Raw genomic sequence first — 26,074 nt, 5'->3', positions numbered from 1 at the left:
ACATGTCCCCCTCACAGAACGTCTCCCGCCGCACCGCGCTGCAGCTCGGGCTGTCCGGCATCCTCGCCGCAGGTATGACGGCGGCCACCGTCTCACCGGCGTTCGCGGCCGCGCCGCGCCCTGCCGGGCCGAAGCGTCCGGCGACAGCGCATTCCACCCGGATCACCGACATCGGTCCCGGCGTCATGCAGTACGCGCTGATGAGCGGCGTGATGCTCGACGGCGTCTGCTACATCGGCTCGCGCAACCTGGAGCCGACCGGTCTGATCGCGCTCGATGTCGCCGCTCGCCGCGTCATCCGTTCCACCACGCTGCAGACAGGCCACAGCGTGCAGGCGCTCGCCGTAGACCCGGTCCGCCGGGTGCTCTACGCCGGCATCCTGCAGAAGTCCGGCGGCCCGCAGCCGAACCTCTACCGCTGGGACCTGAACTCCCCGGACTCCGCCGCCGTCGCGATCGGCCGCATCGGCGACCGCGATGTGCGCGACCTCGCAGTATCCCCTGACGGCACGCTGTTCGCCGTGGGCGGCGGCGGCACGGGTGCGCCCGCGCTCTGGCAGTACGACCCGGCGAGCGGGGCGGTCACGAGCCTCGGCGTCCCCAGCGCGGCGGTCACGCTGGCCCGCGCCGTCGCGGCGACCGACACCACCGTGTACTTCGGTGCGGGCAGCACGCTGGGCGGCGGAGGAGCAACCGGCCGGGCGGCACTTTACGCCTACGACCGGGCGACGCGCGTCTACACCGACATCACGCCGTCCGAGATGATGCCGGATCCGAGCATCCGCGAACTCGCCGTGGACGGCGACCGGCTGCTGGTGTCTACGGCGGGCTCCACGCAGCCGACCAAGCTCGCCGCGATCTCGCTCGATGACCACGCCTCGTACAGTGTCGCCACCTCGGTGGGCAAGACGGCGAAGAACTTCGCGGTCCTGGGAGAAGACGTCTTCTGCGCCAACGAGACAGGACTGATCCGCTGGAATCCGGCGCAGGGCTCGCTCGACGCGGTCACCCCCGGCGTCGACCTCGGCGAGATCTGGGGCGTCGACCCGTGGGAGGGCGGCCTCGCCGTCACCTCCGGTTACGGTGTCGTCGTCCACCTCGACGTCGATGGCTCAGTCATCGAGCAGATCGACCTCGGCGAGGCCGGAGCGCCCGTCAGCGCGCAGGCGTGCATGGGCATCGCGGTCGGCGCCGGATTCGCGTACGTCGGCGGCAACGGCACCATCGCGCGGCATGACCTTGCCGGCGGCGGCGTAACGAACCTGCGGGTGCCGGGTGAGGCGAAGGATGCCGAGGTCCTCGATGGCGTCCTGTACACCGGTCAGTACAGCTCCCAAGGGATCTGGGCGTACGACCCGCGTTCGGGCGAGCCGTTCCACCGGGCGGCCTCGTTCCCCTCGGCGCAGAACCGTCCGTTGGACACGAACTGGGATGCGGACAACGGACTGCTCCTCGTCGCAGCTCAGGCGGACACCGAGGGCGGCGGTTCGCTGTGGACCTACGACCCGGCGACCGGCGCCAGCACCTGTGCGGTCAATCCGATCGACGCGGTTCAGCTCGTGCGTGCGGTGATCGCTGTCGACGGCGTCGCCTATCTCGGCGGCGATAACGCGCAGAAGACCGGCCCCCGCGGCACGGTCGTGGCGTGGGATCCGGTGGAGGCCCGCGAGCTCTGGCGCATCGAGACCGGGTTGCCGAACGGGATCGCCGCGCTGGAGAGCCACGGCCGTCACCTCTTCGCACTCACGATCAAGGGCGGGCTCGTCGTGATCGACCGGTCGCGTCAGAAGATCGTGCACACCGCCGACCACGGCGCGCTGGTCAAGGGCTTCGCGGCGCTCAAGGCGGCACGCGGAGTGATCTATGGCGTGTCTGACTCGACCCTGTTCCGGATCGATCCGAAGACTTTCGCGGTGACGGTCGTCGTGGCGGACATCAACGGCGGCTGGTACAGCGGCCCGCACCTCAACGTCGACGAGGAGGGTGTCATCTACACACTCCGCGGACGCACCCTCGTCAAGGTCGAGGACTGGCCGCAGTCCTGATCTAGCGGCCGAGGCCTGCGGCGGTGTCTTCAGACGGTCGCCGCAGGTACGTGGAGGGCGGCGATCAGTCCGCCGCCCTTCCGAGCGGTCAGGTGCACCTCGCCGCCGTGGGTCGTCGCGATGCTCTGCACGATGGCGAGGCCGAGGCCGGTGCCGTCCGGCCCCGCGGAGGTGCGACTCGCATCTCCGCGGTAGAACGGCTCGGTGAGCAGCGACAGGGTCGATGCGGCGATGGGCGCTCCGGTGTTCTCCACCTCGATCACCGCGTGGTCGCCCTCACGGCGGCTCCGCACCCACAATTCGCCGTCGGGCACGTTGTGACGTACGCCGTTCTCGAGAAGATTGCGCACGGCTCGCGCCAGCAGCACGCCGTCGCCATCGACCGATATCGGTGCGATGTCCGTGTGCACGACCACGTCCTGCCGGGCGAGCTCGTCGATCTCGGCTTCGATCACCTCGCCGAGTTCGACGGTCTCGGTGCTCTCCAGACCTGTCCGTGAACGGGCGAGTGTGAGGAGTGCGGTGATGAGGCGCTCGCTCTGTTCGGTGGCGCGGAGCGCGCGGCGCATGTTGGGTTCGAGCTCGGCGGGCACGCTGCCCTGCTCCAGGGGGATCTCGAGTGCGGTGCGCGTCGTGGTGAGGGGCGTGCGCAGCTCGTGCGAGGCGTTCGCGACGAATCGGTCCTGTGCGGTGAAGGCCGACTGCAGTCGGTCGAGCATGCCGTCGATCGTGTCGCCGAGTTCTTTGATCTCGTCGTCCGGCCCTGGCAGGTCGAGGCGACGGCCCAGATCGCGCTCGGAGATGTCGCGCGCGGTGGCGGTGACCTCTCCGATGCGATCGAGCGAACGCTGGGCGAGCCAGAACGCGATGGCGGCGGCGACTCCGGTGAAGGCCACGAGCGTCACGATCGACCACAGCAGCAGTCCGCCGCCGACCTCGTCGGCGAGGAACGTCGACTGCTGCAGCACCGCGCCGCCGACCGTGTCGATCTGCGCGCCCTCGAGGGGAGCCGCCGTCTCCGCTGCGATCGACACCGTGTCGAAGTAGGTGCAACCGGTCGCCGTCGTGCCGTCGATCATCGCCGAGGCATCCGGGATCGCCGTGTTCTCGACGAGACCGTTCATGTCGGTGAACCCCGGGGTGCCGGAGATCGAGGTCGCCGGTACGCAGCTCTGCGCGGTGAACGTGATCGCCGAGGCGAACAACCCCTGCACGACCAGGTACTGCACGGCGAGCAGAGCGGCTCCGGCCGCGATGAACACACCGGTGATGATGATCACCAGCCGCGTGCGAAAACTCATGCGTCTCATGTCGTCCCCATCCGATAGCCGTGGCCGGCGGCGGATTGGATCACCGCTGGTGCCCCGAGTTTGCGGCGCAGGGTGTGCACCACGATCTTGACCACACCGCGGGTGCGCTCCAGCGGTTCGTCCCACACGTCGTCGAGCAGGTCATCCGAGCTCACGTAGCCGCCCTCGGCCGCGAGCAGCGCCTCCAGCACACCGAACTCCTTGAGGGTGAGCCGTATCGGCACGCCGTCTCGCTCGACGACGCGTCTCATCACGTCGAGACGTACGCCGGCGAATTCGAGGACCGCGTTCGGCCTGGCCGAGTTGCTGCGGCGGCTGAGGGCTCGGATCCGGGCGAGCAGCTCCACATAGGCGAACGGCTTGGCGAGGTAGTCATCCGCACCGAGGTCGAGACCCTCGACCCGGTCGTTGAGGGTGCCGGCGGCGGTGAGCATCAGGATGCGGGCCGGATACTGCTGCGCGACGAGCGTGCGGCAGACGGCATCGCCGTTCAGCACAGGCAGATCGCGGTCGAGCACGATCACGTCGATGTCGGATGACGCGGCCGCGCTCAACGCGCTCGAGCCGTCGCGTGCGACATCCACGAGGTACCCCTCGCGGCGCAGGCCATCGGCCAGCGTGTCGGCCAGATCGGCCTCGTCCTCCACCAGCAGCAGCCGCATGGCACCTCCCTCATCCGAGGGTGCATGCGCCGCGGTTAGTTTCCGGTTAGGCGGGCTCATACCGCTAGCAAACCACCGCCTCCATAGAACTGACTGCAGGGTTGCGGACGAGCTGCGACCGCGAGAGAGGGAATGACATGTTCACCGTGAAAGCACGCCGCTCGCTAGCAGCGATCCCCGTCATCCTGACGGTCGTCGCACTCGCCGCCTGCGCGGCACCGGCAGCAGACAAGAAGGACGACGCGGCCAACGACGCCGCTGCCGCCCGATTCGTGACCTGCCTGACCGGCGAAGGTCAGACGGCGAAGATCCTCGAGGGCGGGCAGGTCGGCATGCTCATGCCCGACGCGCCGGAAGACAGCCCCTTGGGGACCCTGGACAGCGGCTCGATCGCGTTCGGCGAAGGGGATGGCGAAGACATGGGCATGACGATGGTCTCCACAGATGACGACGGCACCTGGATGGCTTCGACGACGGCCAACGGCTACCCCGAGGAAGGCGGTCAGCGCGAAGCGTGGACGACCTGCGAGGAGAAGGTCCCTGAGTTCGCACAGCCCGAACCCGACATGTCGGAGGCAGCGGAGACGATCAAGTTCGATGCGGAGGGCATGATCAAGGCGAGCCTGGCGTTCGCGGGCTGTGCACGCGAGAACGGCTTCGCCGACTTCGCCGATCCCGACGCCGACGGGATGCTTCAGCTGCCCGCAGGGATCACCGAAGACGAAGCCCGCGCGCTGCTCACGGCCTGCGAGGACGAGTTGGGGGAAATGCCGCCGTTCGTCGATCAGAAGAGCATCGAATCGCTCGACTTCGACTGGTTCGCGGTGATCGGCGAGTTCTTCGAAGGCGGCTTCATGCAGGCGACCGTGATCCCCGAGGGTGAGAAATGAGTCGCCGAGCAGCCTGGATCCTCTCCCCGATCGCGCTCGTGCTGGTGGCGGCGGGAATAGCGCTGGCCGTGCTGCAGCCGTGGCAATCGGCCGCCGAGGCCGCGGACAAGGGTGATGACGGACCCGTCACGGCGCTCGCCGAGCTCACCACTCTCACCTCCGACCTGCGCCTCAACGGCAGCCTCAGCTACGGCGCATCCATTCCTCTCCCCGGTCGTGGCGGAACGATCACGAGGCTGCCGAAGGCCGGAGATGTCATCGGCGTCGGCCAAGCGGTCTACGAAGTCGACGGCAGGCCCGTGATCGCCGTTCGCGGGGAGCGTCCCTTCTGGCGCGACCTGGGCGCCGATATGGAAGACGGTCCTGATGTCCGCCAGCTGGAACAGGCCCTCGCCGACCTCGGATTCGGCACCGATCTCACCGTCGATGACGAGTTCACGAAGGTCACGACAGCGTCGATCAAAGCGTGGCAGAAGTCGCTCGGCCTTCCTCAGACCGGGGTCGTCGCGCTGGGCGACATCGTGGCCATCACGGCCGCGTCGGTGCGCGTCGAAGCGGTCAAGGCGAAGCTGGGGGATCCGGCGAGTTCGAGCCCTCTCACGTACACGAGCACCGGCCTGCGCGTGATCGCAAAGCTCACCGATGCGCAGGCACGAGAGATCCTGCCTGGTACCCCGGTGACGGTCATCCTTCCGGACGGCACGGAGGTGCCGTCGACGATCACCGCTGTCGACGTCGGTGGCCAGCCGACCGAAAAGGAGGGCGAGACCACCCCGCCGACGGCGACTGTCGACTTCACCGACCCGGCGGCGGGGCAGGGGATCGGTCTGCGCGCGGTGAAGGTCGTGTTCGCGACCTCGGAGGTGAAGGATGCCCTCGTTGTTCCGGTCACCGCTCTCGTGGCGACCACAGACGGCGGCTACGCCGTGGACGTGCTGCGCAAGAAGGGGAAGGTCGAGCGCGTGGCCGTGGAGGTCGGCCTCATCGCCGACTCCCGGGTGCAGATCGTCGGTGGAGACCTCGCCGAAGGCGATGCCGTGGTGGTGGCGCAGTGATGCCGGGTACCACCGTGTCCACTCCGGTCGGGGGCACGGTGATGTCGGAGGCGGCGCTCTCGGACATCGTGATTCCGGCCGCCCTCGAGTCGGACACGGTCGACACCGACACGGTGGTGCAACTCATCGACGTGGTCAAGGAGTACCCGGGCAGCCCGCCGCTTCGCGTGCTGCACGACGTGAGCCTGGCCATCGGGAGCGGCGAACTGGTCTCGGTGGTCGGGGCATCGGGTTCGGGAAAGAGCACGATGCTCTCGATCATGGGCACCCTCGACGATCCCACCAGCGGCACGGTGCTGATCGACGGGACGGATGTCGCCGCACTCGGTGAACGGGAGCGGGCCGCGCTGCGCGCTCGCCGGATCGGGTTCGTGTTCCAGCAGTTCTTCCTGCTGCCGGCGCTCAGCGCGCTGGAGAACGTCGCCCTCGGTCTGCTGTACTCGGGCGTACCCGCCGCAGAGCGGCTCTCGCGGGCCGCCCTCGCTCTCGAGCGGGTGGGGCTCGGCGCGCGCATGAAGCACCGGCCAGGACAACTGTCCGGCGGTGAGCAGCAACGCGTGGCGATCGCCAGAGCGGTGGTCGGAGAACCGTCGGTGCTGTTCGCCGATGAACCGACAGGAGCTCTCGACTCGAGCACCGGGGAGCGCATCCTCGAGCTGCTCACCTCCATCTCGGACTCGGGCACGGCTGTCGTGATCATCACCCACGACTCTCATATCGCGTCGCGCACGCAGCGTCAGCTGAACATCCACGACGGACGACTGGTGAGCGACACGGCGCTGGTCGAGCTGGTGGGGAGCGGACGATGAGGCGCAGAGGTGATCGGATGCCGCGACTGAGCGTCGCCGACAGCATCCGCACGGCCCTGATCGGCCCGCGCAGCCGCAAGATGCGGACGGCGCTCTCGGCGCTCGGAGTCGCGGTCGGGATCGCCGCGCTCACCGCGATCACGGGCATCGCAGCATCCAACCAGGCCGAACTGCTCGCCGAACTCGACTCGCTCGGAGCCAACATGCTCGTCGTCGAGCCGGGCTATGGGCCGGACAACAAGCCGGTCCCGTTGCCGGACACCTCTCCGGGAATGATCGGCCGCGTCGACGGTGTGGAAGAGGTCGGGGTGCTCGAGAAGGTGCCGGAGGGCACCGGCGTCTACCGCAACGACCTCATCCCGGAAAGCCAGGGCAACGGATTGACCGCGTACGCAGCCAGCCCGGACTTCCTCTCGTCGGTCGAGGGTTCCGTGGCGAAGGGCTCCTGGTTCGACGAGGCCAACCGCTCGCTGCCGGTGACAGTGCTCGGAGCATCCGCCGCGGCGCGCATGGGCGTCACGGCGCCGGGGGTGCGGGTCTGGATCGGCGAGCAGTGGTACACCGTCATCGGCATCCTCGATGCTGCCGGGCTCGCGGAGAGCATCGACGCGAGCGCGTTCCTCGGCGATCGCTGGGCAGCCGAGCACGTATCCGGCAAGGATGACGACACCATCGCGTCCATCTATGTGCGCATGGCCGACGGCAAGACCAGCGAGGCCGTGCGGGAAGCGGTCGCCCGTGCCGCCAACCCCTCCTCTGAATACGTTCAGGTGAGTGGGCTCGGTGACCTCGCCGGTGCGCGCGAGACGGCGAACGATTCGCTCTCAGGACTCGCGGTCGGCCTCGCAGCGATCGCACTGCTCGTCGGTGGCATCGGCATCGCGAACACCATGGTGGTGGCGGTGCTGGAGCGGAGGGGTGAGATCGGACTCCGGCGCGCGCTGGGTGCGCGGTCGGGCCAGATCGCCGGGCAGTTCGTGGCGGAGGCGATCGTGCTGGGGGGCCTCGGTGGCCTGGCCGGGGTGCTGTTCGGGGGGATCGGTGTCTTCGTCTATGCGGCGATCCAGTCGCAGGTCGCGACGATTCCGGTCGCCGTACTGGTCGGCGGACCGATCGTGGCGCTCGCGGTCGGCGTGATCGCCGGGCTGTATCCGGCGGTGAGTGCCGCGCGGCTGTCGCCGACGGCTGCGCTGCGCACCGCGTGACGAGCGCGGCGAACGCTCTGCCGGAGGGGGAACACCGGCGGAGCGTTTCGTCGCGCCTGATGACAGGCGTCGGATGCCGGGGCGAGGGTCAGCTGCGCAGATACGCGAGCACGGCGAGCACTCGGCGGTGACCGCTGTCGCTGGAGGCAAGGCCGAGCTTCGCGAAGATGTTGCCGATGTGCTTGCTCACCGCGGTCTCGGTGACGAAGAGGCGTCCGGCGATCGTGGTGTTGTCGAGGCCTTCGGCCATGAGGTCGAGCACTTCGCGTTCACGCGGGGTGAGGCTCTGCACCGGGTCGTCGGCGCGGCGTCGGCTCATCAGCTGGGAGATCACCTCGGGGTCCATGACGGTGCCGCCGGCGGCCACGCGGCGCAGCGCATCCACGAACGACGCCACCTTGCCGACGCGCTCCTTGAGCAGGTAGCCGAGCCCATCGGCTCCGGCCGCGAGCAGCTCACCGGCGTACCGGTCCTCGACATAGGCCGAGAGCACCAGCACGGGGAACCCGGGGCGACGCGATCGTGCCTCGGCAGCAGCCTTCAAGCCCTCGCTGGTGAAGGTCGGCGGCATCCGCACGTCGAGCACCGCGGCATCCGCGTCGTCGAGGTGGGTGAGGAAGTCGATCCCGTTGTCGACGGTGGCGATGACATCGAAACCTTCGCTGCGCAGTAGGAGAGCGAGCCCCTCGCGCAGCAGGGTGTCGTCTTCGGCGATCACGATCCGCACAGCAGCTCCGCTCTCATCTGAGTCGGGCCGCCGGCCGGACTCGTCACTGTCAGGGTGCCCTCGAAGGCCTCGACGCGCCGTCGAATGCCGGCGATCCCCCCACCGGGGCGCTCGGTGGCACCGCCGCCCCCGTCGTCTTCGACGTCGATCAGCAGACGGTCGTCGTCGCGCGAGACCCGCACCACCACGTGGGCGGCCTCACTGTACTTGTTCACATTGGTGAGCGCTTCGGCGACGACGAAGTAGCTCGCCGACTCGACCGCGGCCGGTACCCGACGCACATCGTCGATCTCGAGGGTGCACGGAACGACGCTCCGCCCGGCCAATGACGCCAATGCTCCTTCGAGCCCCAGTTCGTCAAGGATCGGGGGGTAGATGTCGTGCACGGTGCGACGCAGACCCGCCAGCGCGTCGGTCGCGGCATCCTGCGCTCGTCGGAGCGGAGCGAGGGCGTCGCCCGCGCCGGTCTCGAGTGCGCGCTCCGCGAGGCCCAGCATCATCACCACGCTGACCAGCCGGTTCTGTGCGCCGTCGTGCAGGTCGCGTTCGATGCGACGCAGTTCTGACGCGTGCGCGTCGAGGGCCGCGGCGCGGCTGAGGGTCAGCGCATCCACTCGTTCGGCGAGGAGCGTCTTCGGGGGCGCGGCGAGCAGGCGTGCCGAGATCCAGGTGAGCAGCCGCGCGACGGCGGGGATGAGCCACCACGAGACGACCGCGTAGGCGATCGAGACGAGCGGCATGGTCGCCGCGAGCTCCCACGATGTCACCGGGTACGGCGCTGTGATGGGATCATCGGCCGGCGCGAACTGCCAGTAGAACATGACGGCGAGCGAGTTGACGACGCCGAACGGGATCAGCACCGTCGTGAGCGTGATGAACAGCACCGGCAGCGCATGCACGGTGAGCCACAGCGCATCGCGGCCGGCTGAGCGCGAGAACGCGAAGCGCAGTCGTTCGTCGATGGTCGACCTGTTCGGCAGCACACTGGCGGATCCGAAGATCTGCTCGCCGCGGCGTTTGCCGATGCGGTCGCGGGCGATGTCGCTCCACCAGCGGAGAGCCTTCACCGCCTCCGGCATCAACAGCACACCACCGGTGATGAGCATGATCGGCAGCAGCGCGAGGCCGAGGCAGAACAGGATGACGGAGACGACGGACGCCCCCGCCTCGACGGCGACGAATCGCCAGTCGCGCAGCCAGCGCCGCATCCGTTCACCCATCCTGCAAGTCTGCCGCAGCGGACGACCTCGCACGGTATAGCCAGCACCACCATCGATGCGGTGTTCTGCTGGATGGGGCCGCCGTTCGAACCTTTCTATCGTCGAAGCATGACTTCACTTCTTCCCGGTGCCGCCCCAGCGATGCCGCAATCCACCGAGGCCCTGCGTCTTGAATCCGTCGTCAAGAAGTACGGTTCCGGCGCCAACGCCGTCACCGCACTCCGCGGCGTCAACCTCACTCTCGGGCGCGGCACCTTCACCGCGATCATGGGACCGTCCGGCTCCGGCAAGAGCACGCTGCTGCACTGCGCGGCCGGTCTCGACACTCCCAGCACGGGAACGGTCCGTCTCGGCGGAACCGAGATCTCGGGGATGCGGCGCAAGGCGCTCACCGCGTTCCGACGGGACCACGTGGGCTTCGTCTTCCAGGCGTACAACCTTCTTCCGGCGCTGTCGGTGGAGGAGAACATCACACTGCCGCTGCTGCTCGCCGGCCGTTCCGTCGAGCGATCATGGCTGGACTTCCTCCTCGAATCCGTCGGCCTCGCCGATCGCCGTGACCGTCGGCCCTCCGAGCTCTCCGGCGGTCAGCAGCAGCGGGTCGCGATCGCCCGCGCGCTCGTCACGCGCCCCTACGTCGTCTTCGGCGATGAACCGACTGGCGCCCTCGACTCGCGCTCCGGCAAGCAGGTGCTCGACCTTCTCGCGCACACCGCACGCGAACTGGATCAGACGGTCGTCGTCGTCACCCACGACCCGGTGGTCGCCTCGCACGCCGATCGGGTGATCTTCCTCGCCGACGGCGCCTTCGCCGGTCACCTCGACGGAGCGAGCCCCGCGCAGATCACCGACCGCATGAGCGCGCTCGGGGAGTGGTGATGGCGACCACTCACCTCGGCTTCGGCCGACTCGTCCGCGCCGATCTGCGCCACAACCCGGGCAGCTTCGTCGGCGTCGCCGTGTCTGTGCTCGTGGCCACGGCCCTCATCACGGGTCTCGGCGTTCTCGTCGAATCCGGCATGCGCGGCGGACTCGCCCCCGAGCGCTACACGAACGCCGATGTCATCGTCGGCGGCAGCCAGGCCGTCGATGTTCCGGAAGACCTCCCGGTACCGCTCGTCGAGCGGGCATCGCTGCCGGACGACGCGGCTGACGCCATCGCCGCGCTCCCCGGTGTCGAGGCTGTCGTCGCCGACGTCACGGTCACGCTCGCCTCGGATGCAGGTCCCATCGAGGCGCATCCGTGGTCGGCATCCGCTCTGAGCGGCTTCGAGATCAGCTCGGGCAACGCACCATCCGGGCGTGACGAGGTCGTCGTCACCGCCTCATCGACCGCCGCTCTCGGCGATGTGCTGACCCTGTCCCACGGCGGCGACCGCGCCGAGTACCGCGTCGTCGGCATCGCGGATGCCGCGACCGAACCGGTGCGAATCGGGCACGTGTTCCTCAGTGAGGCCCGCATCGCGCAGCTCGACTCCGGAAACGGCGACGCCCAGATCCTCGGCGTCTTCGCCGCCGACGGCACGACGCCGCAGGCTCTGGCCGACGCGATCACCGAACGCTTCCCCGAGGTCACCGCGCAGACGGGCGCTGGCCGTGGCGATGTCGAGTTCCTCGATTCCGGGGCGGCGCGGGCATCGCTCGTCTCCATCGGCTCCGCCTTCGCCGGCACCTGCCTTCTCGTGGCGATGTTCATCGTCTCGGGCACGCTCTCGCTGTCGGTGCAGTCGCGCCGCCGCGACTTCGCTCTGCTCCGCGCGGTCGGGGCGAGCTCCGCACAGGTGCACCGTCTGGTCGCACGAGAGGTGCTGACGGTCTCGGCGATCGCCGCGGCGATCGGCATCGTTCCCGGATACTTCCTCGCCACCGTGCTGCAGGGCGCGTTCGTCCAGGCCGGAGTGATCCCCGGCGACTTCGCGCTCGCCGCGAGTCCGATTCCGGCCGCTGTCGCGGCGCTGCTCGTGCTCGGCGCTGCATGGGGTGCGGCTCGGATCGCTGCCAGCCGTCCGGCGAAGATCGACCCGATCGAGGCGCTGCGCGAATCGGCCACCGGCCCGACATCGCTCAGCCTCGGACGCTTGATCACCGGAATCGTCTTCGCGGCTGCGGGCCTCTCGATCTCGACGGTGCCGCTCGTCGTGCGCGGTCAGAGCGCGGCGGGTGCGGCGGCGGGAGCATCGATCATCCTGATCATCGCGCTCGCGCTGCTGGGGCCCGTGCTGGTGAGCTTCACCGTGCGCTTCATCGGAGCGGTGCTCCGGAAGACGTCCGCGGCGGGGTTCCTCGCTTCTGCGAACGGCACGGTCAATGCGCGCCGACTGGCCAGTGCGATCACTCCGATCGCCTTGGGGATCTCGCTGGGGCTCGTGCAGCTCGGCGCCCCCGCCATGATCGCCAGCGAGGCCAACGCCCAGACCCAGGCGGGTGTGATCTCCCAGCTGCGGGTGAGCGCACCCGGCGGGCTGTCGGATGAGGGCATCCAGCTGATCGAGGAGCAGTCCGGAGTCGTCGCGGTCAACCCGGTCACGGTGAGTCAAGCCGTTCTCGATCATCACGAACTCGGAAAAGAGGAGATCACCCGCACTGCGCTCGTGCTGCAGGGCATCGATACGGATGCCGCGGAGAGCACGATGGATCTTCAGGTCAAGGAGGGCTCTCTGGACGCCCTCGCCGGCGCCGGTGAGGTCGCGCTCAGCACGGATGCCAGGCAGACCCTTGGTCTCGATGTCGGCGACACCCTCGTCGGACGCTTCGGCGACGGGGTGCCTTTCGAGTCGGAGGTGGTCGCGATCTACGGACGTGGACTGGGATTCGGCGACATCACGATGTCGGGCGAGGTGGTTCGACAGCACACCACCAGTGCGCTGAGCGGATTCGCCCTGGTCAACGCGGGTGACGACGTCGAGAACGTGCGCACCGCGCTGACGGACGCCGGATTCGTGGTCGGCGGTGGCAGCGGAGCCCAGGCGGCGGGTGCCGACGTGCGCTCGCAGCAGGGCTGGGTGAACGCGGTCGCTCTGATCGTCATCCTCGGCTACATCGCGATCGCCGTGGTGAACACACTGATGATGGCGACCGGTGAGCGGTCGCGGGAGTTCGCGCTCCTGCAGCTGATCGGCGCCTCCCGGCGCCAGGTGCGCGGCATGATGCGCACCGAGGCGGTGATGCTCGCGCTCATCGCGATGGTGTTCGGTGTCGCGATCGCGATCCCGCCGCTCATCGGAATGAGCATGGGGATCAGCGGGCGGCCGATCCCGACGCTGCCGCTCCTGCAGTCGCTGATCGTGATCGGTTCGATGTGCGCTCTCGCGCTGGCAGCGCTGGCCGTGGCGACGCGCTCGGCGATGCGGGGTCGACCGGTCGAGGAGATCGGTTCGCGGCAGTAACGCACGAACTGCGCGGGGGGTGGGGCCGGATCCGACGGGATCCGGCCCCACTTCGCGCAGTTGGGAACGCCGCGCCCCACGCCGGGGCCGGATGCGAAAGACTGGTCTCATGTCTTCCGCTCAGCTCGATTCTCTCCTCGCACGCATCGTCGAAAGCGGTCTGCTCGATGAACCGGTCGCCGAGAACGGGTTGATCTACGGGCGGGCGAGCATCGACGCCGCCGGCGCCGTCGTGACGGTCAACGTCGACCCGGAACTCCAGGACGAGGACGACGAGGACGAGCTCGATCAGGACGCGCTCATCGAGGCCGTCTCGCGCATCCTCTCTGTGGGTGAATCCCGCTGGCGGGCTGTGATCGACGAGGTCGCCGAGGACATCGAGGATGCGGTCGATGACGAGCCGGTGATCGAGCAGATCGACCTGCGCGACGATCTGGAGGCCACCTCGGTCGTCGTGTTCGCCGACGCCGTGCTGCTCTCCTTCCTCGCGCCGAAGCAGTTCCCCACCTCGCGGATCCTGGTCCAGCTCGATGACGAGCTCGAGGTCGATGGTGTCGAGGTCAGAGAGCTCGACGCCGCTTCCTGAACGCTTTCGAGGCGTAGGCTTCTCGTTGTGAGTCCTGAAGCAGACAGACGCTAGGTCGCGGGTCGAGTCGCACGTCGTGCGCTCCCCGCATCCTGTCGACCCCTCTTCGCTCAGTCGCTCTCCTGCGGGATGACGCGACCTCGCACGTCTGGATGCTTCATGCCCTTTTTGCTCTATGTCCTTGCTCTGGCGATCTTCGCTCAGGGCACCAGCGAGTTCATGCTCGCCGGCCTTCTCCTTCCGATCTCCGACGAGCTGGCGGTATCGCCCGCGACCGTCGGGACTCTCACCTCGGCCTTCGCCATCGGCATGGTCGTCGGCGCTCCGGCGATGGCACTGATCGGCGCGCGCTGGAGTCCACGCCGCGCGCTCATCTCGTTCCTCCTGGTGTTCGTGCTCGCGCACGTCGTCGGGGCGATCGCCCCGTCGTTCGAGGTGCTGCTGACCACCCGCGTGGTCGCCGCTCTCGCGAACGCCGGTTTTCTCGCCATCGCTCTCGCGACGGTGGGCCGTCTGGTTCCGGCAGGTCAGACGACCCGGGCCGTCGCGACACTTCTCGCCGGCACCACGCTGGCCACGATCGTCGGTGTGCCGGCGGGAGCCCTCGTCGCGAACGCGTTCGGGTGGCGGGCGACGTTCTGGGGTGTGGTGCTGCTCTGTCTGCCGGCATTGATCGCGCTGCTCCTGGATCGTTCGCTCACGCAGAACGCGGTGACACCGCGCATCCGTCTCGTCGGTGAACTCGCCGAGCTTCGCCGGCGCCCGGTGCTCGGTGCGATCGTGCTCGCTGTTCTCGTCAACGCCGCGACCTTCGGGGTCTTCACGTTCCTCGGAGTGATCGGGGCGGATGCCGGCATCGATGCCACTCTGATTCCCCTGCTCCTCGCCGGGTTCGGGGTCGGCGCGTTCCTCGGCGTCGCCGCGACCGGTCGGTGGGCGGCACGGCGAGAGCGGTCCTGGATCACGGTCGGAACGGTCGCTCTCGCCGGCGCGTGGTCGGCATTCGCGGTCCTGATCTCGTCACCCGTGATGCTGACGCTCCTCGCGATGCTCTGCGGGGCGCTGTCGTTCGCCGTCGGATCCGCCCTGATCGGACGCATCGTCCGGGAGGGCACGGGTGCTCCTGTCCTCGGCGGGGCGTATGCGACCGTCGCCCTGAATCTCGGAGCCTTCGTCGGGCCCGCCGTCGCGGGCGTCGCGTACGAGCAGGGAGGTGCCGCAAGCGTGCCATGGGCAGCGGTTGCCGCCACGCTCGCCGCCGCGCTGATCGGCATCTGGGCGCTCGCGCCGGTACGGCAGTTCCGTCCCGCGAGGTGACGAGACCTTCCCGTCGCAAAAAGTCCCGGAATTCGGCTCGAATACCGGGACTTCTTGCGACCGGAGTGGGCTCTTTCGCTCAACTCGGTGAGAATCGTCCTCGCCGCACGGCGTCGGCTGCGTGCGAGACTTCGGTCATGCGGGACGACGAACGCGCGCCGACCATCGAGTGGAGAACGGTCGTGGAGGCGGACTTCCCGCTGCTCAGCGACTGGCTCGCGAGGCCTCATGTTCACCGCTACTGGCATCACGACTTCACGCCGGAAGGGGTGGCGAGAGACTTCGGCCCCGGTACCCGTGGTGAGGAGGCGGGCGAAGATCTCCTCGTCTTCGTCGACGGTCAGCCGACCGCGCTCGTGCAGCGATCCCGTATCGCCGACTACGCGGAAGACTTCGAGGAGTTCACTGAGATCGTCGAGGTGCCGCCGGGTGCGGTGACGATCGACTACCTCATCGCCGATCTGTCCCGCACGGGGCAGGGGCTCGGCTCGGCGATCATCCGGGCCGTGGTCGCCGATACCTGGTCGAGCTATCCGGACTGCCCTGCGATCATCGTCGGCGTCGTCGCGGGCAACGTCGCATCCTGGCGGGCGCTCGAGAAGGCCGGTTTCCGACGGGTCGGTGAAGGGGACATGGAACCAGACAACCCGATCGACGCCCCACTCCACGTCATCTCACGCATCGACAGACCGGAGAGCGGGCCTTCTCAGCGTCAGTGACTGCGACCGGAGCGAGTCCTCGACGCCGCGACCGGAGCGAGCGTCAGGGCCCGATCGGGTCGGCGTAGATCAGGGAGGCGGCGTTCCTGGACGTGATCGCCTGCAGCATGTCAGTGGAGAGCGCGGATGCCGCGAGTTGCAGCGCCGTCGCCTCCGGCGTCTGCACCGGGAAGCCGCTGCCGAACACCCAGCGCTCCGGGTCGTCGCCGAGGCGGTCGGCCACGTGCGTCGGACCATTGACATGCCAGAGGTCGAGCACCATGCTCTCGGGCGCATCGTCGCCGAGGTGGCGGTTCAGCTCGATCCAGTCCGCACGGTTCAGCCCGCTGATCAGCAACGGTTGCTGGGGACGATCCCGAACCAGGTCGGCGATCCGGTGAAGCTCGAGGTCGACCGCGGGGGAGAGCGGATGCCGAACCCGTGCATCGTCTAGCCGTGCAATCAGCTGCAGCGGCAACTCCCGCTCTGCGCACGCGGCGAGCACAGGTTGGACGGCCGCGACGTCGTACCGGTGGAAGCCCGGCGCAACTCTGATCCCCTGCGCTCCCGCATCCGCCGCCCAATCCAGCTCGGCCGGCCAGTCGTCGTCACGCGGATCGATCGTCGCGAAGACGCGGAACAGCGGGTCGTCGGCGCAGGCCGTGAGCACGGCTTCGTTGCCGCTGCGAGTGTCGAAGCCGAACAGCGAGGCCAGGTGCGAGACCCAGACCGAGCGCAGGCCGAGGCGGTCCGCGTATTCGCGGAGTTTCTCGACGTCAGCGGCGGCCGACAGCCGAAACGGCCACTGGCCGAGAAAGCAGGTGGTGTCGGTCGCGCCGAGTTCCGCGAATCCGCTGAGCAGCATCCGTCCCTGCGCGGTCATGCGATCACCTCCGTGAGCCAGCGGGCGACCGTGCCACCGAGCACTCGCTCCTCCGCATCGGTGTCGAGTCCCGCACCGAGCACCTTCCCGACGTTGGCCGCGAGATCGATGTGATGAAGGTCGGAGCCGAAGACCACCCTGTCGATGCCGAGGCGCTCCACCGCGAGGGCGACCTCTCCACCGCCGATGATCGTCCCCGAGGTGTCGACGGCGATGTTCGGCACCGCGCGGACTGAATTCAGCGCAGACTCGGGTTGGCCGCCGAGGTGCGCCATCAGGAAGCGCACGTCAGGGTGGCGGCGTGCGGCGGCGGCGATGTTGTCGGCTGTCGACTCATACGGGAAGCGCCCGACGGTCTTGCGCCAGGCGTGCGCGAGCACAATGAGTCGGTGCTCCGCGGCGTACTCCAGGATCGGGTCGCAGAGCGGATCGTCGGCCAGTGTCGCGATCCACAGCTTGACGCCGATCATGCCGTGCTCCTCGACGTTGCGTCGCACGTCGTCCAGGCTCTCCTTCCCGAAGCGCGGGTTGACGTAGCAGTATCCGCGGAGGCGGTCGGGGTGGCGGCCCAGCTCGCCGACCAGCACGCTGTTCATCTCCTTGACCTCGTCGAGCCCGGGGTGCGGCTGGAACGCGCCGATGTTGCTGCACAGGAACAGGTTGATGCCGAGGCGCTCGCCGGCGACGAACACCTCGGGGTCGAACCGGCCCTCGTCCAGATGCGTATGCGCGTCGATGCCGCTCATGGACCCGTGATCTCGCTCAGAACGTGGGCGACTCTGTTCAAAGTCTCGTCGATGTCGGCATCCGTGTGCGCGTCGCTCACGTAGACGACGCGATAGAAGGACAGCCCGTTCTGGAAGGCTGCGCGCAGAAAGATGCGCAGCGTCGCATCGTCACCGACGAACTGCGGGCAGGCAGGGTGCCCTTCGAGTCGGAGTCCGACACCGGCCTCCGCAAACAGTGAGTTCATGCCATCTCGCAGCAGGACGCCCGACGCATGAAGGCGGGCGATGATCCCGTCGTCGCGGAACGCGGTCATCGTCGCGGTGGCGGCCGCGAGCGACAGCGTCTCACCCCCGTACGTCGACGTGACCACGACCTCCCCGCGATCGAGCACATCGAGCACCTCGCGTCGCCCGCAGTACACGGCAAGCGGCATTCCGTTCGCGACGCCCTTGCCGAACACGGATAGGTCGGGGACGACGCCCGTCTCCTCGGCCATGCCACCCAGCGCCACGCGGAAGCCGGTGACCATCTCGTCATACGCCAGCAGCGCCCCATGCCGATCGGCGAGATCCCTGAGGTACCGGTAGAAGCCGGCGGAATCCGGTAACGAAGGGTAGTCCGCGGCGATCAGGATGAGCGCGATCTCAGAGCCGCGCGTGAGGAACAGCTGATCGAGCGCCGCGCGGTCCTCCCAGTCCACCGCGTGATGCAGTTCGGCGAGTGCCCCTGGCACTCCGGGAACGGCATCCGATGTCGCCCCGGGAAGCACACGCGCACCAGCTGCGAGCGAATTGAGCCAGCCGTTGTACCCGATCTGCACCACCCGATCGCGTCCCGTGTGCGCGCGGGCGATTCGGATCACCGCAGCCAGCGCTTCACCGCCGGTCTTGAGGAAGCGCGCAGTTTCGGCGCCGGGCACGAGAGAGCAGAACAGCTCGGCCGTCGTGGTCTCCAGCGGATGCGGATGTCCGAACAGGATGCCGTCGTCGAGTTGCGCGCGGATTGCGGCGTCGACGCGTTCATCGGCGTAACCGAGGGTGATCGGCCCGAGCGCGCACCGGTAGTCGATGAACTCGCGGCCCCTGTCGTCCCAGACCCGGCATCCGCTTCCCCGGACGATCACCTCCGGCTCTTCCGGAAGCAGTACCGGCGCCTTGGAGTTCGTGCTCGATCCGACCGGCATGATGGCGAGTGCGCGCTCTCGCCAACTGTGGTTCGTCTGCGGGGTCTGCATGTTTGGCCTCTCTGCCGTCAGCGGGCTGGTGCGATTCAGCGCAAGGAGACGACCTCGCCGTCGCGCGCTGCTGAGGCCTGCGCGGCCTTGGCGATCTCGACGGTACGGATGCCGACGCCGGCGTCCGGCTGCGGCTGACGGTCGCCGCGAACCGCGGCGACGAACTCCTCGAGCAGCAGAACGTCGAGATCTGCGCCGACCGGATCCCAGGTCTCGCCGCGGGCGTCGTGCCCCGCGATGCCCTTCGCGAAAGGACTGACCGTGACGGTGCCGCGCTCGGCGACCACTTGCAGTGTGAGTCCACCCCATGTGGCCGAGCTCATCGGCCAGCTCCATGAGCAGTCGATCGTCGCGATGACACCGCTCGGGTACTGGATGGTCACGAGCCCGCCGGTCTCGACCGCGAGCTCGCGGTCGGCGTGCAGGAATCCGTTCGACACGGCGCGCACCGTGGCCGCGCGCTCACCCAGCAACTCGTCGAGCAGATCGGCGCAATGCACGACGTGGTCGACGAGCGCTCCGCCACCGGCCAGCTCCGGGTCGGTGAACCAGGCGCGATCCTGCGGGAGCTTGCCGTTGTTCACCCCGGTGACCCCGAGCACGCGTCCGAGTCGGCCGCTGCGCAAGTCAGCGATGGCGTCGCGCACGGCGGGGGCGAAGCGCACGGGGTACGCGACCATGAGGATCACACCGGCCTGGTCGCAGGCATCGCGCATGGCGATCGCGTCGTCGACGGTCGTCGCCAACGGCTTCTCGCACAGCACGTGCACGCCCGCCGCGGCTGCGCGTTCGACAAGTTCTCGATGGCGCGAGTTCTCCGCCGCGACCACGACGGCGTCCGGTCGCCAGGCGAAAGCCTCATCGTAGGTGTCGACGTAGGCGACGCCGAGCTCAGCGGCGAGCTCGGCCCCGCGCGGAGCATCGTCGCGAGCGTCTCGGCCGTCCGGGTCGGCGGCGATGAGCTCGACCCCTGGCATCGCCTTCAGAGCCTGCACGTAACTGAGCGCGTGGGTGTGTGCGAACGACAGGACGGCGATCCTCAAAGGAGCGGGGGCGGTCATCGGGTGGCTTCCTCGAGCTCGAAGATGGGCACGGCGACGGGCTCACCCGCGGCGATGGAGTCGTAGGCCGCCTCGGCCACAGAGACAGCCTCGATTCCGTGTGACGGTGTGACACGGGCGTCTCGGTCGTGGCGCAGTGCCGAGACGAAGTCGGCGATCTCGGCGTAGTACGGGCTCTCCTGCGGAGACATCGGAGGCAGGTAGTCGGTGTCGCCGGCCGTCAGCACCGTATCGGTGCGCGACGCGTGATCCTCGGCACTGTCGTAGCGAAGGCGCCCCTCGGAACCGGCGACCTCGACGCTGGTGCGGAACGGCATTCCGGGGGTGACCCAGCTGCCGTGGATGTGGCTGATCACACCGTTGCGGTGGGTGAGCACGATGTGGGACGTAACGGGCGCGGGCACTCGGTCGTCGACGGTCGGCGGGTTCTGCACTGCGTACACCGACGCCACCGGTCCAGCGAACCAGAGGGCCTGGTCGATGTCGTGGATCATCAGGTCGCGGATGAGTCCGCCACCGGTGCTCTCGGAGAAGAACCACGGGGCCTGCGGTGCGGAGCCCGCTCGGCTGAATCGCTGCACTGCTACGGTGCCGATACGCCCGGAGTCGATACCCTCCTTGATGCGTCGATACTCGCCCATGTATCGCACGACATGAGCAGGAAAGAGTCGTACCCCGGCTTCTTCGGCGGCGCGGGCGAGGGCCGCCGCAGCATCAGTCGTCGCCGCGAGCGGCTTCTCGCAGATCACATGGCGGCCCTGCGCGATCGCCTGAAGCGCGAAGTCGGCGTGGGTGCTGCTGGGGGTCACGATGTCGACGACATCGACGAGTCCGATGAGAGTATCGACGTCGTCGACGAGCTCGAAGCCGTACTCCTCGGCGATCTCCTCGGCACCGGCCAGCGAGGTCACGTATCCGGCGACGCCCAGTGCACGCCAGGCGTCTGCATGCACGCGGGAGATCCCGCCGGCGCCGATGAGTCCGACCTTCAACGTGCTCACTGCTTCTCCTCGAGGGGGTCGGTGACGGCCACGTCATGCGGCATCGGGGTGATCGGGGGGACGGGCATGTCGTCGATCGCATAGATCGCGGATGCGTGCCGCTGGAACGCGTGGACGAGCGCCCCGTGCGCCGCAGCCTCCGCCCCGAGACGTGCCTCGGTGAGAGGTACCTGGAACGGTAGGCCGAGGTGGCGAGGGAGTGCCGCGCGGAGCGGGTCGAGCAACTGCTCGTGGGCTGCGGAGAGCCCTCCGCCGATCACGATCATCGCGGGGTCCACCGTCATGATCAAAGTCGCAATCCCATGGGCCAGCTCATCGATGAAGGCATCCAGCTCGGTCTGCGCCTGCTGGTCGCCTTCGCGCGCCAGAGCGAACACTTCAGCGGCGGTCGGTGCGGTGCGCCAGGTGATCTGACCGGTCCCTGTGTTCAACCCACGGAAAGCAAGGCGCCCGATGTCGCCGGCGGCGTTGTGGATGCCGCGGCGAGGGTGACCGCCGAGAATCAGTCCCATCGCGATCCGGTTGCCGACAGAGAGGTAGACGACGTCATCGACGAGCTGGGCGACGCCGAGGTGGTGTTCGGCGACGGCTGCCAGGCGCACGCCGTTGTCGACCGCGACCGGGCACCCGAACGCCTGACGCAGTTGGGCGCCGATGTCGATGCCTGACCATTCGGGGATCACCACTGATGTCGTTACGCGGCCGGAGTCGTCGACGATGCCAGGGAGCGAGACGCCCACTGCCCTGACTTTGGATGTCGCGATCGAGGCGGAGGAGAGCGTCTGGCGCACATCGTCGATGACGGCTGCCAGCTTCGATGCTCCATCGCCCTGTGCAGCGACGCCGGGGAAAGTGCGCTGGGTGATGACTCGGCCCGCGAGGTCGGCGAGAACGACGCGGATGCTCGCGACGCCGATGTCCACGCCGACGATCGCGCCAGCCACGGCGTGGAAGGAGTAGCTCCTGGCCGGGCGGCCGGCGCCTCCACCTCCACGGACGGGTGCGTCGACGATGGTGCCCGATTCACTCAGAGCGGTCACGGCGTTCTCGACGGAGGTGCGCGACAGCTCGAGGGCGCGCGACAGCTCGTTCACTGTGGCGGGGCCGACGTCACGAAGATGCAGGGCGGCGCGGGCGACGATCGAGAGTTGGCTTGGCACCGCCATGTGCAGTTCCCCTTTCGATTGCGTTGTGGAGCAAAGCTAAAATAGCCTACGCCACTGTCGTAATAACAGCGCAGCTCTTGCATCCGTCTTCTTATCGACGCTTACCTACTCGCGACAGGTGCTCGTGATAATTATCACATGGCACTGTCTTAATTGGCTACTGCGGTGTCGCCACCCAGAGGCGCTCGTTGAATGAGTAGTACAGCTCGCCATCGGCGCCGGCGGCGATGTGGTTCGCACCCGCCACGATGTGCTTCAGGCGGTACGTCGTGGTTTCGAACGCGTAGAGGTTGCCCCAGGCGCTGATGTACATCTCCCCTGTCGACGAAATCTCGATGTTCGCCGACTTCCAGACCGGACCCAGCGCGTTCCAGTCGACGGTGGCGATGTCGAAAGTGCGGAGAACCGTTCGGCTGTCGAGATCGAACTGCAGCAGCTTGCCTACAGTCACGCCCCAGATGGAGCCGTCGGATGCGACCTTGAGAGCGGTGATCGCCTTCTCGCCGGCGAACGGCTTGCCGGACCAGATCAGTGCGCCGGTACTGGGCTTGAACAGGAAGAGCGACGCAGCCGATTGGGTAGGAGTCGATCCGAGGCCCCCGTAGACGGAGGTTCCTCCCAGCACCAGGTCCGGGCCGACGTACGTCAGCGCCGTGATGCTCTCGTCGGCGATGATGTTGACGTACTTCGTCACCGATTTCGACGTCGCGTCGATGACAGCGATCGACCCTCCGAGGTGCCCGTAGGTGGCGACGGTTCCTGCGATGATCTGATTCCCCTGACTCGCCCAGGCGAATGGACGATCCTGCAGGTCGCCCTCGAGCGACGCGAACTCTCCTGGATTGGTCGCGGAGAGCGGCTGGGTGGGGTCGAACGCCATCAGATGTGCGCCGGGATAGACGCCCAGATACAGCTCGTCGCCGACGGCGATCGCCCCCTCTGCCTGTCCGAGGACCCCCTGCGGGTACTCGTGTGTCGTACTCGTCGCCGGGTCGAAGGCAGAAAGACCACCCGATTGAAGCGCACTCGAGTAGATCCGATCATCAGGTCCCCGTTCGAGGGTCGCGATCGTCGCGGGTTGTCCGGTGATGGGGGGCGCGAGTTCCGCGACCGCCCCGCTTGCGAGGTGATAGAGCCAGATCTTGCCGCGGATCGTCGTGAGTGCCAAGGTTGGGCCGCTGAACGGTCCACCGGTGTAGTCGATGATCGCAGAAGCACGCACTGCTGCACCGGGGAAGACGTTGAGGTTCGTCAGGACTCCCGAACTCGAGTACCGCTTCACTGCGAAGTCGGCCCCTACGAAGTAGATGTTGCCGGCGGCATCGGTGGGTGAGACCTCGAGTCCGACGCTCCCGTCGATGAGTCCGGTCCAGGTTCCTGCCGTGATGTCGTAGGCGGCCAGCGCCTTCGTATCCGATCCGCGTACGAAGATCTTGCCCGATCTGGCGTCGACGTCGTAGATGAGCTTGTCGGCGGCGAGGAACGCAGGCAATGGGATGTCGCTCACGGCCCCGGTGGCGATATCGATCTGTACGAACTTGGCAGCCGTCGTGCCCAACCCGGCGTAGACCTTGTCGCCGCTGACGGCGACATCGCGGACGTACGCAGACCCCGGCGACACCTGACCGTAGTCTCGGAAAGCGCCCGTGCTCGGAGTGAAGGACCACAGCGAGCCCGACGGGTACGACCCGCCGAACACCCGGCCAGAACTGTCGATGTCGAGCCCCCAGATGTTCTGGCCGTTCGCCACCGGAACCCCGAGATCGACGAACGCGGTGCCGCCGATCGTGTACTTGTAGAGATGGCCGTCATTCGCGCCGATGTACACCGTGCCGAGACTGTCGGCAGCGACACCCCACGCGTTCTTGCACGAGGGCGGTCCGGCGACGTTCGCCAGGACGGTGTCGTTGGTGATGTCGAAGACGCTGAGCGAACACGTCGTCCCCTGGACGGGGATGTAGGCGATCTCGCGGCCGTCGGCGAGCGTCGCCGTCGCTGCTCGCAGAGACGTCACCTGGGTGAGTTGGACGCCGAGGTCCTCGCGCGCCCAGGAGGTGGTGCTCACCTTGCTGACGGCGATCTCGTCCCAATTGGCGGTGGTGATCCCTGAGAGGGAGGAGTAGAGGAGTACTGAGGCCTTGGTGGCACCTGCGGGTGCCACGCCCTCCAGGGCGATCGTCGTCCAGGATCCGAGTGGCACCGTGGTGAAACGCTGATTCTTGTCGCCGATTCGTGTGCCTGCGGCGTTGTAGAACAGCAGGTAGATCCACGGCTGGCCGGTCGTCATCTTCACGTCGGCGGCGACTCGATACGTCGATCCCTGCTGCACCGTGAACCGGTCGGTCTCGAGTCCCGCAGAAGCAGTCGCCGTGGCGTCGACCATCGTGACGCCATATGCCCCATCGTGCGCCGCCGAAGTTGAGCGGGTGGAGCCGGAGACGCCGTAGTACGCGCTCCATCCGGGGATGCTTCCTGGAGAACTTCCCGGTGGCGGGCTTTCGAACCCGCCGTTGGTGATGAGCGATGGCGTCGAAGCGCTGGCCGACGGGGAGTTCGTGGCGACATTCGTTCCTGCCAGCAGGAGGGCGACCAGGGCAAAGGCCGCGCCGCGAATAAGCTTCCTCTTCATTGCACAGTCCTTCTTCCGTCCTCGTTGACGATCGCGAACAAATTAGCACAGTCATGTTTCAGATTGCTAGAGCCATCTATATCCCTGAAATAAGCGGGAAAATGCGGGAGGAAGTTGGGGGTTGACGGATTATCCCTTCGAGGTGGCATAATATGCAACAACCCTGCACGGCATTAGCAAAGGAGCACCATGCGCGTCAGCAAGTTCACCGGCGTCGCCGCGGGTATCGCGGCCGTGACGCTGTTGGCAGGATGTTCGGCCGGCGGCGGAAACGCCGAATCCGGAGAGAAGAACATCACTGTCTGGCTCTACCCCGTCATCGCTGACGAAGCGGTGCACAAGGACTTCTGGGACACGACGATCGCCGCGTTCGAGAAGGAGAACAAAGACGTCAACGTCAAATACGAGATCTTCCCTTGGGCGAACCGCGACGAGGCGCTCCAGACTGCGATCGCAGCGGGCAAGGGCCCCGACGTCGTCTATCTGATCCCGGATCAGCTCGCGGCCTACCAGAAGTCGATCGCCCCGCTCAACGACGTGCTCAGCGAAGAACGACAAGGCGACCTGCTCCCGAACGTCAAGACATCGGTCACCATCGGGGGCGACATTCTCGGCGCTCCGATCCTCACGAGTGCAATGCCGCTCATCTGCAATGCCGCGGCGTTCGAAGCGGCGGGTGTCGCCGAGTACCCGAAGACCTGGGACGACATCATCGAGATGGCGCCGAAGTTCACGGAGAAGGGCATGTACGCCCTCAACTATCCGGCGTCGGCGGAGAACACCCTGAACCTCACGTTCTATCCATTGCTCTGGCAGGCCGGTGGTGCGGTGTATACGAAGGACGGTGACGTCGGGTTCGATTCCAAGGCAGGTGAGCAGGCTCTCACCTTCCTCACGGATCTCGCAACGTCCGGTGCGCTCGACCCCGAGGCGTTGACGACCAACGTCCCGTTGGAGCAGACTGCCGTCGCACAGGGCAAGGTGGGCTGCACGTGGAACAACGCAGTCACCGAAGTCTCGTCGTTCTGGGGCGCGGAGAACATCATGGTCCTGGCGCCGCTCAGCGAGAAGGAATCCATCGCATACGGCACCGTCGGTTCGCTCTCGGTGCTCAAGGGTTCGAAGGCGCAGGATGCCGCGGCGAAGTTCGCGGAGTTCGCGACCGGGGCAGACATCGTCGAGCCGTACCTCAAGGCGGCCGGCTTCTTCTCCGCGCTGAGCACCACAGAACCGCTCTACGCCGACGACCCGCTGCTCGGCGAGGTCGAGAAGTACGTGCCGGACACCACGGTGGGCGAGCTCGACGCGAGCTCGCGTGCGCTGATGGGTGTTCTGTCGCCGGAGATCCAGGCGGCTCTCCTCGGGCAGAAGTCCCCGGCGGACGCGCTCAAGGATGCCGCGAACGCCGCTGCACCGCTGCTGAAGAAGTAGCAAGATCGAGGGCGTGCGGGAGTACACCGC

General features: G+C 67.7%; 22 protein-coding genes. 11 read left to right on the top strand and 11 right to left on the bottom strand.

The genetic code is table 11. The annotated features are described in order from the left end of the window. Window positions 1–2 precede the first annotated feature (2 nt). Window positions 3–2,045: a hypothetical protein gene (locus LTA6_RS05380; RefSeq protein WP_407358866.1), complete on the top strand. Its 2,043-nt coding sequence runs from the start codon at window positions 3–5 to the stop codon at window positions 2,043–2,045. A gap of 29 nt (window positions 2,046–2,074) precedes the next feature. Here LTA6_RS05380 and LTA6_RS05375 read toward each other — a convergent pair whose 3' ends face one another. Then, complete coding sequence (locus LTA6_RS05375) at window positions 2,075–3,346, bottom strand: sensor histidine kinase (protein ID WP_407358865.1); 1,272 nt, start codon at window positions 3,344–3,346, stop codon at window positions 2,075–2,077. Window positions 3,347–3,351: 5 nt separating this feature from the next. Continuing rightward, on the bottom strand, window positions 3,352–4,017 hold the full coding sequence (locus LTA6_RS05370; RefSeq protein ID WP_407358864.1) for a response regulator transcription factor: 666 nt from the start codon (window positions 4,015–4,017) through the stop codon (window positions 3,352–3,354). Between the two features lie 137 nt (window positions 4,018–4,154). Here LTA6_RS05370 and LTA6_RS05365 point away from each other — a divergent pair, with 137 nt between their 5' ends. From LTA6_RS05365 to LTA6_RS05350, 4 genes are read left to right on the top strand one after another with little or no spacing between them, the layout of a single operon-like run. Continuing rightward, window positions 4,155–4,907, top strand: coding sequence for a hypothetical protein (locus tag LTA6_RS05365; RefSeq protein ID WP_407358863.1), 753 nt, complete (start codon window positions 4,155–4,157; stop codon window positions 4,905–4,907). After that, entirely contained in the window at window positions 4,904–5,962 is a 1,059-nt protein-coding gene (locus LTA6_RS05360; RefSeq protein ID WP_407358862.1) for a peptidoglycan-binding protein, read from the top strand. The genes LTA6_RS05365 and LTA6_RS05360 overlap by 4 nt, the downstream gene beginning before the upstream one ends. Continuing rightward, window positions 5,962–6,771, top strand: coding sequence for an ABC transporter ATP-binding protein (locus tag LTA6_RS05355; RefSeq protein ID WP_407358861.1), 810 nt, complete (start codon window positions 5,962–5,964; stop codon window positions 6,769–6,771). Before LTA6_RS05360 ends, LTA6_RS05355 begins: the two co-directional genes overlap by 1 nt. Before the next feature lie 17 nt (window positions 6,772–6,788). Further along, on the top strand, window positions 6,789–7,976 hold the full coding sequence (locus LTA6_RS05350; RefSeq protein WP_407358860.1) for an ABC transporter permease: 1,188 nt from the start codon (window positions 6,789–6,791) through the stop codon (window positions 7,974–7,976). Between the two features lie 88 nt (window positions 7,977–8,064). Here the strand turns inward: LTA6_RS05350 and LTA6_RS05345 are convergent, their stop codons facing one another. Both LTA6_RS05345 and LTA6_RS05340 read right to left on the bottom strand, forming a co-directional pair. Further along, window positions 8,065–8,703, bottom strand: a complete 639-nt coding sequence (locus tag LTA6_RS05345; protein ID WP_341976508.1) for a response regulator transcription factor — start codon at window positions 8,701–8,703, stop codon at window positions 8,065–8,067. Beyond that, complete coding sequence (locus LTA6_RS05340) at window positions 8,691–9,923, bottom strand: sensor histidine kinase (protein WP_407358859.1); 1,233 nt, start codon at window positions 9,921–9,923, stop codon at window positions 8,691–8,693. Before LTA6_RS05340 ends, LTA6_RS05345 begins: the two co-directional genes overlap by 13 nt. A gap of 108 nt (window positions 9,924–10,031) precedes the next feature. Here LTA6_RS05340 and LTA6_RS05335 point away from each other — a divergent pair, with 108 nt between their 5' ends. The 5 genes from LTA6_RS05335 (at window position 10,032) to LTA6_RS05315 (ending at window position 15,931) form a co-directional block, all read left to right on the top strand. Continuing rightward, a complete protein-coding gene (locus tag LTA6_RS05335; protein ID WP_407358858.1) occupies window positions 10,032–10,802 on the top strand; it encodes an ABC transporter ATP-binding protein in 771 nt (256 codons plus the stop codon). After that, window positions 10,802–13,309: an FtsX-like permease family protein gene (locus LTA6_RS05330; protein ID WP_407358857.1), complete on the top strand. Its 2,508-nt coding sequence runs from the start codon at window positions 10,802–10,804 to the stop codon at window positions 13,307–13,309. The genes LTA6_RS05335 and LTA6_RS05330 overlap by 1 nt, the downstream gene beginning before the upstream one ends. A gap of 109 nt (window positions 13,310–13,418) precedes the next feature. Then, window positions 13,419–13,895, top strand: a complete 477-nt coding sequence (locus LTA6_RS05325; RefSeq protein ID WP_407358856.1) for a cytochrome C5 — start codon at window positions 13,419–13,421, stop codon at window positions 13,893–13,895. A gap of 159 nt (window positions 13,896–14,054) precedes the next feature. Continuing rightward, window positions 14,055–15,212, top strand: coding sequence for an MFS transporter (locus LTA6_RS05320; RefSeq protein WP_407358855.1), 1,158 nt, complete (start codon window positions 14,055–14,057; stop codon window positions 15,210–15,212). Between the two features lie 137 nt (window positions 15,213–15,349). Further along, complete coding sequence (locus tag LTA6_RS05315) at window positions 15,350–15,931, top strand: GNAT family N-acetyltransferase (protein ID WP_407358854.1); 582 nt, start codon at window positions 15,350–15,352, stop codon at window positions 15,929–15,931. A 43-nt stretch (window positions 15,932–15,974) separates the two neighbouring features. Here the strand turns inward: LTA6_RS05315 and LTA6_RS05310 are convergent, their stop codons facing one another. The 7 genes from LTA6_RS05310 to LTA6_RS05280 all read right to left on the bottom strand — a co-directional run bounded on the left by LTA6_RS05310 (window position 15,975) and on the right by LTA6_RS05280 (window position 24,613). Next, window positions 15,975–16,793, bottom strand: coding sequence for an amidohydrolase family protein (locus LTA6_RS05310; protein ID WP_407358853.1), 819 nt, complete (start codon window positions 16,791–16,793; stop codon window positions 15,975–15,977). Next, complete coding sequence (locus tag LTA6_RS05305) at window positions 16,790–17,539, bottom strand: amidohydrolase family protein (protein ID WP_407358852.1); 750 nt, start codon at window positions 17,537–17,539, stop codon at window positions 16,790–16,792. Before LTA6_RS05305 ends, LTA6_RS05310 begins: the two co-directional genes overlap by 4 nt. Then, a complete protein-coding gene (locus LTA6_RS05300) occupies window positions 17,536–18,756 on the bottom strand; it encodes an aminotransferase class III-fold pyridoxal phosphate-dependent enzyme (RefSeq protein ID WP_407358851.1) in 1,221 nt (406 codons plus the stop codon). Before LTA6_RS05300 ends, LTA6_RS05305 begins: the two co-directional genes overlap by 4 nt. 35 nt (window positions 18,757–18,791) lie before the next feature. Next, the gene (locus LTA6_RS05295) at window positions 18,792–19,817 is read right to left on the bottom strand and encodes a Gfo/Idh/MocA family protein (RefSeq protein ID WP_407358850.1); all 1,026 of its coding nucleotides are present in this window, start codon (window positions 19,815–19,817) and stop codon (window positions 18,792–18,794) included. Further along, the gene (locus LTA6_RS05290) at window positions 19,814–20,818 is read right to left on the bottom strand and encodes a Gfo/Idh/MocA family protein (protein WP_407358849.1); all 1,005 of its coding nucleotides are present in this window, start codon (window positions 20,816–20,818) and stop codon (window positions 19,814–19,816) included. Before LTA6_RS05290 ends, LTA6_RS05295 begins: the two co-directional genes overlap by 4 nt. Continuing rightward, the gene (locus tag LTA6_RS05285; RefSeq protein WP_341976494.1) at window positions 20,815–21,984 is read right to left on the bottom strand and encodes an ROK family protein; all 1,170 of its coding nucleotides are present in this window, start codon (window positions 21,982–21,984) and stop codon (window positions 20,815–20,817) included. The genes LTA6_RS05290 and LTA6_RS05285 overlap by 4 nt, the downstream gene beginning before the upstream one ends. Before the next feature lie 157 nt (window positions 21,985–22,141). Then, window positions 22,142–24,613 (bottom strand): carbohydrate binding domain-containing protein, encoded by a 2,472-nt coding sequence (locus LTA6_RS05280; protein ID WP_407358848.1) that lies wholly within the window; start codon window positions 24,611–24,613, stop codon window positions 22,142–22,144. A 189-nt stretch (window positions 24,614–24,802) separates the two neighbouring features. Here LTA6_RS05280 and LTA6_RS05275 point away from each other — a divergent pair, with 189 nt between their 5' ends. Beyond that, a complete protein-coding gene (locus tag LTA6_RS05275; RefSeq protein ID WP_407358847.1) occupies window positions 24,803–26,044 on the top strand; it encodes an ABC transporter substrate-binding protein in 1,242 nt (413 codons plus the stop codon). The last annotated feature ends 30 nt before the right edge of the window (window positions 26,045–26,074 follow it).

This window comes from Microbacterium sp. LTA6, assembly GCF_045690355.1.
In the GTDB taxonomy this organism is placed as follows: Bacteria; Actinomycetota; Actinomycetes; order Actinomycetales; family Microbacteriaceae; genus Microbacterium.
Note: the sequence above shows the minus strand (reverse complement) of the source record. Positions and strands in the feature narration are given on the sequence as shown.